Source organism: Streptococcus sp. STC1396, from assembly GCF_058933875.1.
The window spans coordinates 51,852-65,483 of the sequence record NZ_JBZYCU010000015.1 but is presented as its reverse complement, the minus strand read 5'-3'; the positions used below and the strand labels follow the sequence as shown (position 1 = coordinate 65,483).

The window sequence follows — 13,632 nt, the reverse complement described above, 5'->3', positions numbered from 1 at the left end:
TTTCGCTTTCATTATATCACAAGGGGAGTCTTTTTGCGCTCTTTTGAGTTTTCGTATAAGAAATCGGTAATTCGTTAGAATTCGATTTCGTCGTCCCACCTCCGCACAGTTGAGTAGGGCTGTAAAAACTGATGAAATCAGCGTAGTAGAGCCCACTCAACCACTGCGTCTTGCTCGACAATCCAAAGACAATTGAGAGGCTAGGACTTTTGTCCCAGCCTCTTTTGCTGTTCATTTAGACTTGTTTTTCAAAAAATCGCTCTGTTACTTGTCTTTTTTGACTAATTTCACCACTGCCTCTATCCGAGCGGTATGCGGAAACATATCAACCGACTGGATGTAGTGGACATTGTAGACCTGACTGAGCTTGACCAAATCGCGCGCCAAGGTTGAAACATTGCAGGAAACGTAGACCATCTTTTCAGGTGCATAGCGAACAATCGTCTCTAGCAACTTATCGTCCAGACCTGTTCGCGGCGGATCGACAATCAAGGCAGCCGCCCGATAACCTTCGGCGTACCAGCGAGGAATAATCTCCTCTGCCGTTCCAGCCTCGTAGAGTGTATTGTCAAAACCCATTCGTTTCGCATTACGCTTGGCGTCTTCAATGGCCTCAGGGATGATGTCCATGCCCCTCAGAAATTTGACCCTTTTAGCAAAGGCAAAGCCGATGGTCCCCACTCCGCAATAGGCATCAATCAAATGGTCTTCTTCCGTTACATCCAGCGCCTTAATTGCCTCTCCATAAAGCACCTCTGTCTGCGCAGGATTGAGCTGATAGAAAGCCCGAGGCGACAGAGAGAACTCATAGTCCAGCACACCTTCTTGGATAGCCTCCTTGCCCCAGATAATCTCAGTCTTGTCCCCGTAGATCTCACTGGACTTGCTCGTATGATAATTGACCGCCACTGTCTCCAGCTCTGGAAATTCAGCCACTAGGTCTTGAACGACTGGAGAAAAGTCCAGCTTACGCCCCGTCACAAAAATCATCTGCACCTGACCCGTTTTTCTGGCTCTGCGAATCATAACGGTACGCACTCCAGCAGTCTTCCTCTCATCATAGATGGGCAGCCTATACTTACCTAAAAGTCGAGCTACCTTATTTATGATCTGTTGCGTCACCTTGTCCTGAACCAGACAATTTTTTAGCGAGACCAGATAGTGGGAATTCTGGGCATAGAGCCCCGCCTTGACCTCATCCTTAAATTTCCGAGTCTGAAACTGTAGCTTGGCCCGATAATAGAGTGGCTCCTGCATACCAATGGTCGGCCGAATCTCATAGTTTTCGTAACCAGCTGGCGCAAACTTCTTCAAGGCCTGACGCAGCAAATCTTCCTTAAACTCCAACTGCTTATCATAGTGGAGGTGCATGATTTGACAGCCCCCGCAGCTATCATAAATCTCACATGGCGCTTCCACCCGAAATTTTGACCGCTTATTGATGGTCAAGAGCTTAGCCTCAATAAAATTGCGCTGAACTTTGGTCACCTGACAGTAAACTTCCTCACCCTTCAAAGCTCCCGGGACAAAGACCAGCGTTTTCTTATAAAATCCAATTCCTTCCCCATTGATTCCCATTTTCTTGATTTTGAGAGGGATTCTTTGCTTCACTTTTACATTCATGCTTCTATTATACCATGCTAGAGTCGATTCGTTGAGAATATGTTACAATAAAGATGAGAAAATAGTCTAAATCATGAAAATCTCTCCGCAACTACGAATTGACACAGAGAGACCATGGAATGACTCTACTCTCAAATATCGTCCAAGTGAAAGGATTAGTATGAAAATCACAAAAATCGAAAAGAAAAAACGGCTCTACCTCTTGGAGTTGGACGACAGCAAAAAACTCTATATTACAGAAGATACTATCGTCCACTTCATGCTGTCTAAAGGGATGGAAATCACGGAGCAAGAGCTAAAAGAAATTCAAGTTTACGCCCAATTTTCCTACGGAAAAAATCTAGCCCTCTACCACCTCTCCTTCAAGCAAAGGACTACCAAAGAAGTCAAAGACTATCTGACCCAGCACGACATCCAGCCAGACATCATCAGCCAAGTCTTGGACGCTTTGAAAAAAGAAAATTGGATCAACGACAGAAAATATGCTAATTCTTTCATTCAATCCAACCTTCTCACTGGTGATAAAGGAGCTTTTGTTCTCAAGCAAAAGCTCAGTCAAAAAGGCATTTCTAGCACTATCATAGAGGAAGAACTAAGGCAATTTGATTTCACTGAAGTAGCCGATCGAGTTGCTGAGAAACTTTTAAAGAAATACCAAGGAAAGCTTCCCAGCAAGGCTTTGCAAGATAAAATCCTCCAAGCCCTGATAAACAAAGGATTTTCCTATGGACAAGCCAAAGAGGCCTTCCATCATTTAGACATTGAAGAAGACCAAGAAAACCAACAAGAGCTGCTCTATAAAGAGCTAGACAAGCAGTACTGCAAGTACTCCAAAAAGTACGAGGGCTATGACTTAAAACAGCGTCTGACCCAAGCTCTAGCCCGCAAAGGGTATGATTTTTCGGACATTGCCAGCGCTCTAAGAGAATATCTTTAAGATTTTCTATGAAAACTTAGGCATTTTTATGAAAATATGTTACAATAAAGAGGATAAACTTATAAATTGTAGAAAGTTGGTAGGTTATGAAACTTCCCAAAGAAGGCGACTTTATTACAATTCAAAGTTATAAGCATGATGGGAATCTTCACCGCACTTGGCGTGATACCATGGTACTAAAGACAACAGAAAATGCCATTATTGGCGTTAATGACCACACACTGGTAACAGAAAGTGATGGCCGGCGCTGGGTAACACGAGAGCCTGCCATTGTCTATTTTCATAAGAAATATTGGTTTAATATCATTGCCATGATTCGTGACAATGGCACTTCATACTACTGCAACCTTGCCAGCCCCTACTATCTGGACAATGAAGCCCTCAAGTACATCGACTATGATTTAGATGTCAAGGTCTTCACAGACGGAGAAAAACGGCTGCTTGATGTGGAAGAATATGAACGTCATAAAAGGCAAATGAACTATTCGGATGATTTGGATTTCATTCTCAAGGAAAACGTTAAGATTCTGGTTGACTGGATCAACAACGAACGCGGTCCCTTCTCCGATGCTTATGTGAAAATTTGGTACAAACGTTATGTTGAACTAAAGAATCGATAAAGTTGTCAAAGAGCGCAAGCTCTTTTTCTTTCTCTCTTTCCTCCTAATCTCCTACCCAGCAAAGGAGAAATTCCTTGCAATTCCCACTTATTTCTTGTATGATAGAACCAACAATGTTGCTGTGTCAATACTAAATGACTGATATTTGGTCTACCGCAGCTAGGTTTTCAGAAAGGAGTGAGTCTCATGGCTTTTACCAATACTCGTGGTCGCTATGCCAGCTTTGGCGTTATCACTAGCTTGCCAGATGATGTGATTGACACTTTCTGGTACATCATCGACAACTTCCTTAAAGATGTCTTTCCCCTGAATAACCTGATTCGCTTCGAATTAATTAATAACAAGGGCAAGCTGACCTTCCGCTTCTCTGAGGATCATCTCGATACACTTATCTCCTTTGATTTTACCTATAAGTTTGACCCCTTCTATCCTCGAATGATCTACGTTGTGGACAATGACGGTAGAGAAACAGTCATGCTAGCCGATGAATACTCCATGTTTTAGGAAAGCAAAATCCAGTTGAGACACCGTCACTAAGAGCGGTTCCTTCAACTGGATTTTTTATTTGTTGTAAATCATTTTGATGTGGGGCGTTGATTCAAAGATAAAAGGCTCTCCCTGAGTTACAAAACCGAATTTTTCATAAAGCCCCACAACTTGCTCCTGAGCTTCGATCTCAATGATTTTTCTCGGCCACTTTTTCTCACAAAGAGACAAGATTTCCTCTACTAATCTATTCCCCAAGCCCTTTCCTCTGGCTGACGGGGCTGTCACAAGACGGCCAAAAACGACTTTTTCACCTTCCTCAAACACGCGGGCATAGGCATCTACTTCCTCTTGCTCATTTACTTGGAAAATGTGCACAGCTGTTAGATCTTTCTCATCCAATTCATGATAGATTCGCTCTTGCTCGACAACAAAGGTATCGATCCGCAGCTTTAAAATCTTGTAAAACTCCAGTGTGTCCAACTCTGGCAAATATTTTTTATACCACATACTTGTTTCCATCCTTGCTTTATTATATAATCATTGTAAATGCAACTATCAAAGGAGTTCTTATGGATTATCGTCAGTTATTTCGTCAAATGGGGTTCATCTCCCGTCAAGCCATGATGAAAATGAATCAAGAAGCTAGCCAATACGGGCTTGATAATAATCTCTTTCTCATTCTTACTCGCATTGTCGAACACCCTGCCATCCATCAATCTCAGCTTGCCGAGCTGGTTCAGATTGACAAGACTACCCTGAGCCGCTCTCTAAGAAAGTTGGAGGAACGAGGCTTGATTGTCAAAAAAACCAAAGCTCAAAATAAGAAATTCAAGGAGCTCTATCCAACGACTTCTGCTCTAAAAGTATACGACAAGCTGATTGGCTTTGAGGATAGGTATATTCAGACGAAGCTGCATCAATTAACTTCCTCTGAGCTTTTTCAGCTAGAACATATCTTAAGCAAAATTCAACACTCTCAATTAGAAAATTATAATATACATTAGTTGCGTTTGCAACTTTTAAAATTATTACAAAAGAACCTTTTATCTGAAAGGAAAGTATTTCTTTATACTATCCATTATAAAAGGTTCTTTTATTTATTATATTTTATTTTTCTTCAAATCCTTCTGAGACTGCATCTGCAAAATTTTCTTCTACAATGCTTGCACAGTGGTCACAGATAACTGCGTGGTAGCTACGTTCTGCAGTGGTTGTATCGATACGACGACAACGGTCACAAACTTCACCTGCAGCACGTTCAACTGTGAAAGCTACATCCTCAAAGCTTACTGCTCCTTCTGGCGCTGCACCTTCTGCGATGGTCAATTCGGACACGATCAGAAGTTGAGCTACATTGCTATCCACTGCTCCAAGAAGCGTTTTCACCACTTCATTTGGATAAACTGTTAGATGGGCTTCGAGTGATTTACCGATTACTTTTGCATTACGAGCTTCTTCCAAGGCTTTTTGAGCTTGTCCACGGAAGTCCATAAAGGCTGACCATGTATCCAAGATTTCTTCTTGGTTCGCAAAAGTTTCCGCTTCTGGCAATTCTGACAATTGGACAAAGTCTTCATCTTCATGCTCTAAGTAGGACCAGATTTCTTCTGCTGTGTGTGGCAGAATCGGTGTCAACAACTTGGTAATCTTGACCAAAATGTCATAGAAAACAGTTTGCATCTGACGTCGTTCCAATGATCTAGCTGCTTCGATATAGACGACATCTTTGGCAAAGTCCAGATAGAAAGCAGACAAGTCAACGGTCACAAAGTTGACAATCGCTTTATAAATAGTCAGAAACTCAAAGTCTGCATAAGCCTTGCGAATAGTCTCTACTAATTGATTGAAGCGGATAGTCATGTATTTATCAACAGAGCGAAGTTCTTCGTAAGCTACAGCATCCTCAACTGGATTAAAGTCAAAGGTATTGGCAATCAAGAAACGCAAGGTATTCCGAATCTTACGGTAGGTTTCAGAAACTTGGTTCAAGATATCCATAGAGATACGAACGTCGTTGCTAGAGTCTACACTGGTTACCCAGAGACGCAAGATTTCCGCACCAAATTGTTTTTCCACGTCACTTGGAGCAATGGTATTTCCAAGGGATTTAGACATCTTTTCACCCTTACCATCTAGGGCAAATCCTTGTGACAAGATTTGTTTGTAAGGGGCCACACCATGGTTAGCAACAGATGTGATCAATGATGAGTTGAACCAACCACGGTATTGGTCTGAACCTTCTAGATAAAGATCAGCCGGATAAGTCAATTCCGGACGGTTGACCACTACCCCATTCCATGATGAACCTGAGTCAAACCAAACGTCCATGATGTCCGTTTCCTTGGTAAATTCACCGTTTGGAGAACCTGGATGAGTAAATCCTTCTGGTAAGAGGTCTTTTGCTTCACGCTTCCACCAGACGATAGAGCCGTGCTCCTCAAAGAGCTGAGCCACGTGTTCGATGGTTTCTGCTGTCATGATTGGTGTTCCGTCTTCGGCATAGAAGATTGGCAACGGCACACCCCAAGCCCGCTGACGAGAGATAACCCAGTCACCACGGTCACGAATCATATTGTAGAGGCGTACTTTCCCCCATTCAGAATGGAATTTAACCTTGTCAATTTCATCTAAAATTTCTTGACGGAATTTAGAAACAGATGCAAACCACTGTGGTACTGCCCGCCAGATAATTGGCTTCTTAGTACGCCAGTCAAATGGATAAGAGTGAGAAATTTCTTCCTGAGCAAGGAGCAAATCACCAAGCTTTTCAATAACCGTTGGCACAACCTTATCATAGAACTGGCCTTCAAAGTCAGAACCAGCATTTTCCATCATGATACCGCGCTCGTTAACTGTCACAGCAACTTCCAGTCCATTGGCTACACCGACATTGTAGTCGTCCTCACCAAAACCAGGCGCAGTATGGACAATACCAGTACCAGAGTCAGTCGTAACGTGGTCACCCAAAATGACCAACTCATCTACAGCCGTATCCCATGGGTGAGCCGTCACGATCTGGTTCAATTCTTGACCACGGTAAGTAGCCAAAATTTGAACATCAGCCCAAGCAAATTTCTCGGACAAGCTATTCAATAATTCAGATGCCACAATAAACTTACGATTTTCACCCGCAGGCTGGACCAAAACGTAGTCAATATCTGCTCCAACTGTCAAACCACGGGAAGCTGTAATGGTAAATGGAGTTGTTGTCCATACGACGATGTAAGTATCTGTGTCCAAGACCCCTTTGCCATCTTTGACACGGTTAGCATAGTAGAGAGAGGTTGAAACCAAGTCATGGTATTCAATTTCCGCTTCAGCCAAAGCTGACTCAGAAGACCAAGACCAGTAAACCGGCTTAGCACCACGGTAAATGTAGCCTTTCTTAGCCATTTCACCAAAGACGCGGATCTGAGCTGCTTCATAGTCAGGGGTCAAAGTCACATAAGGATTATCCCAGTCACCAGAAACACCCAAACGCTTGAAGTCTTCTTTTTGCTTTTCGACTTGGCTGAGGGCATAGTCCCGACACATATTGAGGTACTCTACCAAGTCCAGTTCTTTACGCTTTACACCTTGCTTGGCCAACACCTGCTCAATAGGAAGACCATGCGTATCCCATCCTGGAATGTAGGGCGCATAGTAGCCTGCCATAGACTTCGAACGGACAATGATATCCTTGGAAATTTTATTCATGGCATGACCAACGTGAATATTTCCGTTCGCATAGGGTGGTCCATCATGCAGGACAAAATGCGGTTTGCCTTCATTTAATTCTTGACGGCGCTGATAAAGCTTAGCCTCATCCCATTCTTTTTGCCAGATTGGTTCTTTATTTGGCAGGCCAGCCCGCATCGGAAAAGCAGTTTTTCCAAGATTCAGTGTTTCTTTGAGTTTCATCGATTCTCCTCATAAATATCATTTTTCAAAATAAAAAACCACAAACTTCTCCTAAAGGACGAAAATTCGTGGTACCACCTTTGTTTAGACAGGAAAAAGCCTGTCCCTCTTAGCCCGTAACGTAGGCAGACGTCATATCTTACTCAGTTCAGATATAATTAGGCAGAATGATAAATCAAACAAAAGGGATTACAGGACTCTCACCATCGCCTGCTCGCTAAAAATATTTTGTCTGATTTGTGTTTCTACAATTATAAGATATTAATTGGAATTCTTTGACTGCCTTCAGAATCATCTTCTTCATCTGATTCAGTTCTAAAAAGTTCCTCTTGATGCGCTTTTACTATCTCTTCATCTAGGGGAGCAAAAGATTGAGTTGCAGCCAATTCTCTATTGGCATGTTCAATCCGCTCTTGCAATTCAGCTAATTCTTCCGGAGAGAATTGGCGAGTGACGTCCACTTCTTCCGGAGTAACAACCGTTTCTCCCAGAGCTTCTTCAATAACTTCTTTAAACGCTTCATCGCTGGTCTGAAGATAGGTTGCAGTCGGACGCAAAATTTCTTCCCACTCTGGCGAATCCACAATCGTCAGCTGACTCTCAATCGTCGACTTGAGACGCTGATGGAAAACACGTGTCTTATTTTTTAATTCTTCTGTTTCAACCGCTACTTTTTTAGCATTATCAGTAGCTTGACGAAGAATCTCGTTGGCCTTATATTTAGCGCCATCCAATAGATGCTGTGCATCCTGCTCTGCTTGACGAATAATATTAGCTGAGCGCTCATTCGCCGCCTGTTTAACACGCTCGGCTGTATCTTGAGCAATCAATACAGATTGGCTGAGAGAATCCTTCATCTCGTCAAAATAGATTAAGCGTTCTTCAAGATTACGAATCTTTGCTTCCTTTTCATGATTTTCACGAACCAAATCTTCATAATCCCTTACAACAATATCAAGAAACTCATCAACTTCTTCGACATTGTAGCCTCTGAATTTCGTCGCAAAAGATTTGTCTTTAATTTCTAATGATGTTAATGTCATATCTTCTCCTCATTTACTAGATAATAATTCAACAGTTAATTTATGCTTCCCATTTTTTGAAAAACCGTTCTCGCTTAAAACTTTTGCTCTTCCAAATCTTCTAACGCTAATCAAATCGTCTAGCTCAATCTGCTGATCCGGCTTGTCGCTTACGGCATAGTTTAGCTTCACATGCTTTGCTGAGATGAGTTGAACTGCTTGACTTCTTGACAATTTAAAGATACTTGCCACTAATTTATCTAAACGCAAACTAGAAACCAGTATATCTTTTGTAACTGTCACTTTCTGTTCAATCAGTTGCTTTTCTAGCTCAACCTCTTGTAGCTTCACTGGCGATTTAGAAATCTTCAAAACATTATCAATAAAATATTGAGCTAATTTTTTATCAACAAAAATCTGAGCTCTATCTTCGATAACGAGAATATCTCCAAAAGTCTTTCTTTCAATCCCTAATTGATTAAGAAGCGTTCCCATTATCTGAGAATGGTTAATTTTATAAAATTTGCTTGCATAAACTATCTCCAGCAAGCTAATCTCAAAATCTTCAGGATTGAATTCATAGTAAGGAGGGGCAATAAGAACCTTTGCCAACTCGCTTGGAAAAAAATCTGAGCTGACAAATACTTGCAAATCATATTGCTTTCCGATATTCCTCATAATTGCAACTTGATGAGGATTTAAGAAGGAAGTCGTTTCAAAGTGATAATAGTCTTGAACCCTCTGGAATATTTCTAAACTTCTATCAATAAAATCTTGATCTTCTTGAGCAAAATGCTGATGAATATTTCTTACCATAGTAGTGATAGATATCCAACCAGCCATAAAACTAGAACGTTCAAAAATTTTAGAACAAAGAAAGCTACCATAACCGTGAAATCTATTCTTCCAAATTGTAAAGGTAAACCTCGAAATAGACGGAGAAATGGCTCCACTACACTAATGACCAACTTCCCTAAAGCTGTTTCATATCCTCCAGGAAACCATGATAAAACTGCATAAATGAGCATCACCAAGGAATAAACGTTGATGGCATTAGAGATTATCCTAATAATAAAATAAGTCATCTATTATCTACTACGCTTCATATCAAAGTCAAATTCACTTAATTCAACATCGTTTGGAAGACGAATATCCTCAATATTGACTACAACATTGATTGGCGTCAGCAAGTACATGGTACTCGCAACCTTTTTCAAATTACCCGCTAAAACATAACGGGCACCATCAAGATAATCCAAACAACGACGTGCCTGAACCTCAGTCATATACTGAAAGTCAATCAGAATGCTTTCATTTGCCAAAAGCAAGTCTACAATCTCTGTCGCTTCCTCATACTTTTTAGGATAGCGCACATCAATCGTAATCTTCTCATCAGCCTTAGCGCGGTTTTGAGCCAATTCTTGCTGGCGAGCATGTAATCTCGTAATATTTTCTGTAGAAGACTGCGGCTGCGGTTGAGCAGGAGCTGTACGAGGAGACTTCGTCTCTTTTACAGGCTGAGACTGCAACAATTCAGGCTTTTGCGAACTGCTTGGAAGCTTAGCTGGCTGTTGCGGGACAGCTGTATCCTCTCCATCTTCTGTGAAATAATCTATAAATTTATCAAATCTATCTTTAAATGACATAGTTCTTTCCTATTCAAAAAATGCGGTACCGATTCGAACATATGTTGCCCCATTGGCAATAGCCTCTGGATAATCTCGACTCATCCCCATACTCAAATCGGTAAATGGCATATTTTTCAACTGCTTCTTTTGTAATTCTTTTTGAAGTTGGTGAGTTGCCTCAAAAATTTGATTCAACTCATCATGACTAGCCTCAAATGGAGCCATTGTCATTAATCCAACAAGACGAATATTTTCTAATTTTTCAAGTTCAGACAACACATCATCAAGTTCTTCCACCTGAAAACCATGTTTACTTGCTTCCTTAGAAATATTCACTTGTAAAAAACATTGTATCACATGTTCCGCTCGCTTATCAATCTCTTGAGCTAATTTTATAGAATCTAAAGCGTGAAAATAATCAACATAATTAATTATATCTTTTACTTTTCGTCTTTGCAAACTCCCAATTAAGTGCCAAGTAAGATTTTCATTTTTTAAAGCTTGATATTTGTCCAAAAATTTGTCCACACGGTTTTCACCAATATGCTGAATCCCTGTGTTTACAAGCTGGCGAGCAGTCTCACAATCAACATATTTCGTGACTGCAATGATTTTTACTGAATTTTTTAAACGATTTGATTTTTCAGCAATTCTTTCAACCGAACGAAAAATCGAATCTTTATTTTGTTGTAAATTCATTTTCTAGATTAACGATTTCTGAAAAATGGAGGTGTTTCAAGTTCATCATCCTCTTCATTTGTTTCAGCGTAACGCTCCACGCGAGTTGAAGAAGCTGGTTCAGCTGGACGAACTATCGCTTCTCGACGTAAATCCCAATCGCCAAAGGCAGAACCCTTTGGAACATCTGCTCTTGGACGGCTAGGAGTTGGCATGTCAACCTTTTCAGTCAAATCAAAATTACGATCAAAGTGTGCTGAACGAACTTCGCTATGTTTTGACTCAACTTGCGGACGAGTACTTCCTTGTGTTTGGCGAAGGCCGCTGACACGATCAACCTTATCTTGTCGAACACCTGTTGCCACAACTGTAACACGGATTTCATCTTTCATTGACTCATCAATTGATGTACCAAGCCAGATATTTACACCATGGCCAGCTGCTTGGTTGACAATTTCAGAAGCTTCTTCCGCTTCAATCAAGGTCATATCAAGACCACCTGTAACGTTGACAATCACATCTTCTGCACCATCAATCGTTGTTTCAAGAAGTGGTGAGTAGATAGCCTTGCGGGCTGCTTCAATAACACGCTCTTCACCGTTACCAAGACCAATTCCCATAAGGGCGTCACCCTTATTAGCCATGACAGTTTTCACATCAGCAAAGTCCAAGTTAATCAAGCCTGGGCTGGTAATTAAATCCGTAATTCCTTGCACACCTTGGCGAAGAACATTGTCTGCTTCACTCAAAGCTTCCAGCAGCGGTGTCTTCTTATCTACAATTTCAAGCAGGTTGTTGTTAGAAATGATGAGAAGAGTATCCACATGCTCACGGAGTTCATTAATACCCTCGATAGCAAAATTACCACGTTTGGTTCCTTCAAAACCGAATGGGCGAGTGATAACTGCAACTGTCAGAGCGCCTATTCCTTTGGCAATTCGTGCAATCACAGGGGCAGCTCCTGTACCTGTTCCTCCACCCATACCTGCAGTAATGAAGACCATGTCTGCTCCTGCAAGTGCTTCTGTGAGGACTTCTTCACTTTCTTCGGCAGCTTTACGGCCAACCTCAGGCTGTCCTCCGGCACCAAGACCACGGGTCAATTTAGGGCCTAATTGAATAACAGTTTCTGCTTTGGCACCGCTAAGCGCTTGAACATCTGTATTTGCGGCGATAAATTCAACCCCCGCAACTCCTTCATCAATCATGCGGTTAATGGCGTTTCCGCCACCTCCACCAACACCAATTACTTTGATAACTGCTCCCTGAGCAGCCATAGCGTCAAATGAAAATGTCATAGTTTATTTTCTCTCCTTAATCAAACATATTACCAATTAAATTACGTACACGATCTGTAATCGAAGTTTTTGGTTCTTGGTTTGGAACACTATTACTTAATGGCGGAATATCCGTTTCTGTTTTTTCTGCCGTTTCCTCTACTGACTTATTGTTAAAACGTGGCAAAGGCTGAGCAGAGCGTTCAAAGGCGATAGGTTGATGACGAAGCTGTTCATCACCACGGACAGCCATTTGAGCTAGCATATCCACATCAGTCAAATTACCCGCATATTCTGATAAGCTAATCACATGGGCAAAGGCTGGATTGCGAATACCGATTTGATTTGGAACATAGAGCTTCACATTGACACCAAACACTTCTTGGGCTAACTCTACTACTCCCGGAAGAATCGCTGTTCCACCAACAATCACTATGCCACCAGGTAGCTCAAGTAGATGTCTTCTATCCAAATCACGCTTAACCTGTTCAAAGATATGTCTGATTCGAGCGGAAATGATTTCAGCTAAGTAGCTTTCTGTTACTTCTACCGGTTCAACTTCTCCAATCACTTCTACTTGGAAAGTTTCTGACCCAGCTGCTGGTACATAAGCTTCCCCGTAATTAAATTTCAAACTTTCAGCTAATTTTTGTGAAGTTTTCAAGACCTTTGAAATATCTTTGGTGACGTAATCGCCGCCTTCTTGGTAGATATTGGTGAATTGCAGTTCTTGACCACGAACAGAAGCTACTGTTGTCTGACCTCCGCCCATATCAATAATCGTTGCACCGAATTCACGCTCTCCCTCGTTCAAAATAGACTTGGTCATAGCAAGAGGTGAGATAATCACATTTTCCAGCTGGACACCTGCACGCTCTACTGTTTTACGAAGATTATGCAAAATCGTACGAGGTCCTGTGTATAAAAGGCCACGCATTTCCAAACGGATTCCCATCATCCCTCGCGGATCGCGAATACCTTGGAAGCCGTCTACTACAAATTCCTCTGGAATGAAAGTAATTACTTCACGATCAGGAGTCATACTCTTAGTCAGAGCTGATCTGACAACGTTCTTAACATCCTCATCTGTAATTTCTTGTGATTCACTCGTCACAGGAATCATCCCTTGCGTTGGTTCAATTTGCAATAGATTCGCAGGCAGGCCAACATTAACCAAACCAATTGAAATCCCAGCTTTTTCCTCCGCTTGAGTGATAGCTGACTTAATTGCTGTCGCTGCAGCTTCAATATCTACAATAATTCCATCTTTTACGCCAGCACTTTTTGTATTACTGACTCCAATAACATTCATTTCACCGTTGATGTGCTCTGCCACCAACACTTTGATTGAGCTAGTTCCTATATCTAATCCAGTAAAAAAGCCGTCTCTAGCCATTACATCAGTCCTCTCTATCTTCCATGTTTCCGGTCTATACAATAACTCTTGAGAATAGAGTT

Annotated in this window: 14 protein-coding genes; 4 read left to right on the top strand and 10 right to left on the bottom strand. The window is 41.6% G+C overall.

What is annotated here, in order from left to right:
- Positions 1 to 264 precede the first annotated feature (264 nt).
- The gene (gene rlmD, locus AC5FEC_RS06810; protein WP_493661707.1) at positions 265 to 1,623 is read right to left on the bottom strand and encodes a 23S rRNA (uracil(1939)-C(5))-methyltransferase RlmD; all 1,359 of its coding nucleotides are present in this window, start codon (positions 1,621 to 1,623) and stop codon (positions 265 to 267) included.
- A 160-nt stretch (positions 1,624 to 1,783) separates the two neighbouring features.
- Here rlmD and recX point away from each other — a divergent pair, with 160 nt between their 5' ends.
- From recX to AC5FEC_RS06795, 3 genes are all read left to right on the top strand, one after another.
- Positions 1,784 to 2,560 carry a recombination regulator RecX gene (gene recX, locus AC5FEC_RS06805; RefSeq protein ID WP_493661706.1) on the top strand — a complete coding sequence of 259 codons (777 nt, stop codon included), beginning with the start codon at positions 1,784 to 1,786 and terminating at the stop codon, positions 2,558 to 2,560.
- Between the two features lie 86 nt (positions 2,561 to 2,646).
- Positions 2,647 to 3,180, top strand: a complete 534-nt coding sequence (gene ntdP, locus AC5FEC_RS06800; RefSeq protein WP_005590859.1) for a nucleoside tri-diphosphate phosphatase — start codon at positions 2,647 to 2,649, stop codon at positions 3,178 to 3,180.
- Positions 3,181 to 3,366: 186 nt separating this feature from the next.
- Positions 3,367 to 3,684: a DUF960 domain-containing protein gene (locus AC5FEC_RS06795; protein ID WP_493661705.1), complete on the top strand. Its 318-nt coding sequence runs from the start codon at positions 3,367 to 3,369 to the stop codon at positions 3,682 to 3,684.
- A gap of 57 nt (positions 3,685 to 3,741) precedes the next feature.
- On the opposite strand, the gene AC5FEC_RS06790 is transcribed toward AC5FEC_RS06795, so the two are convergent.
- Entirely contained in the window at positions 3,742 to 4,176 is a 435-nt protein-coding gene (locus AC5FEC_RS06790; protein WP_493661710.1) for a GNAT family N-acetyltransferase, read from the bottom strand.
- A gap of 62 nt (positions 4,177 to 4,238) precedes the next feature.
- Here AC5FEC_RS06790 and AC5FEC_RS06785 point away from each other — a divergent pair, with 62 nt between their 5' ends.
- Positions 4,239 to 4,673: a MarR family winged helix-turn-helix transcriptional regulator gene (locus tag AC5FEC_RS06785; RefSeq protein ID WP_234550369.1), complete on the top strand. Its 435-nt coding sequence runs from the start codon at positions 4,239 to 4,241 to the stop codon at positions 4,671 to 4,673.
- A 103-nt stretch (positions 4,674 to 4,776) separates the two neighbouring features.
- Here AC5FEC_RS06785 and ileS read toward each other — a convergent pair whose 3' ends face one another.
- The 8 genes from ileS to ftsA all read right to left on the bottom strand — a co-directional run bounded on the left by ileS (position 4,777) and on the right by ftsA (position 13,570).
- Entirely contained in the window at positions 4,777 to 7,569 is a 2,793-nt protein-coding gene (gene ileS / locus AC5FEC_RS06780) for an isoleucine--tRNA ligase (protein ID WP_493661704.1), read from the bottom strand.
- A gap of 251 nt (positions 7,570 to 7,820) precedes the next feature.
- Complete coding sequence (locus tag AC5FEC_RS06775; RefSeq protein ID WP_037615981.1) at positions 7,821 to 8,612, bottom strand: DivIVA domain-containing protein; 792 nt, start codon at positions 8,610 to 8,612, stop codon at positions 7,821 to 7,823.
- Positions 8,613 to 8,621: 9 nt separating this feature from the next.
- Positions 8,622 to 9,407, bottom strand: coding sequence for a YlmH family RNA-binding protein (locus AC5FEC_RS06770; protein WP_037615979.1), 786 nt, complete (start codon positions 9,405 to 9,407; stop codon positions 8,622 to 8,624).
- Positions 9,401 to 9,619 carry a YggT family protein gene (locus tag AC5FEC_RS06765; protein ID WP_493661709.1) on the bottom strand — a complete coding sequence of 73 codons (219 nt, stop codon included), beginning with the start codon at positions 9,617 to 9,619 and terminating at the stop codon, positions 9,401 to 9,403. The genes AC5FEC_RS06770 and AC5FEC_RS06765 overlap by 7 nt, the downstream gene beginning before the upstream one ends.
- A 60-nt stretch (positions 9,620 to 9,679) precedes the next feature.
- Complete coding sequence (locus AC5FEC_RS06760) at positions 9,680 to 10,237, bottom strand: cell division protein SepF (protein WP_234550367.1); 558 nt, start codon at positions 10,235 to 10,237, stop codon at positions 9,680 to 9,682.
- A 9-nt stretch (positions 10,238 to 10,246) separates the two neighbouring features.
- Positions 10,247 to 10,918, bottom strand: a complete 672-nt coding sequence (locus tag AC5FEC_RS06755) for a YggS family pyridoxal phosphate-dependent enzyme (RefSeq protein ID WP_037615973.1) — start codon at positions 10,916 to 10,918, stop codon at positions 10,247 to 10,249.
- Positions 10,919 to 10,926: 8 nt separating this feature from the next.
- Positions 10,927 to 12,195 (bottom strand): cell division protein FtsZ, encoded by a 1,269-nt coding sequence (ftsZ, locus tag AC5FEC_RS06750; protein WP_037615971.1) that lies wholly within the window; start codon positions 12,193 to 12,195, stop codon positions 10,927 to 10,929.
- Positions 12,196 to 12,211: 16 nt separating this feature from the next.
- Complete coding sequence (ftsA, locus tag AC5FEC_RS06745; protein ID WP_493661703.1) at positions 12,212 to 13,570, bottom strand: cell division protein FtsA; 1,359 nt, start codon at positions 13,568 to 13,570, stop codon at positions 12,212 to 12,214.
- Between the last annotated feature and the right edge of the window lie 62 nt (positions 13,571 to 13,632).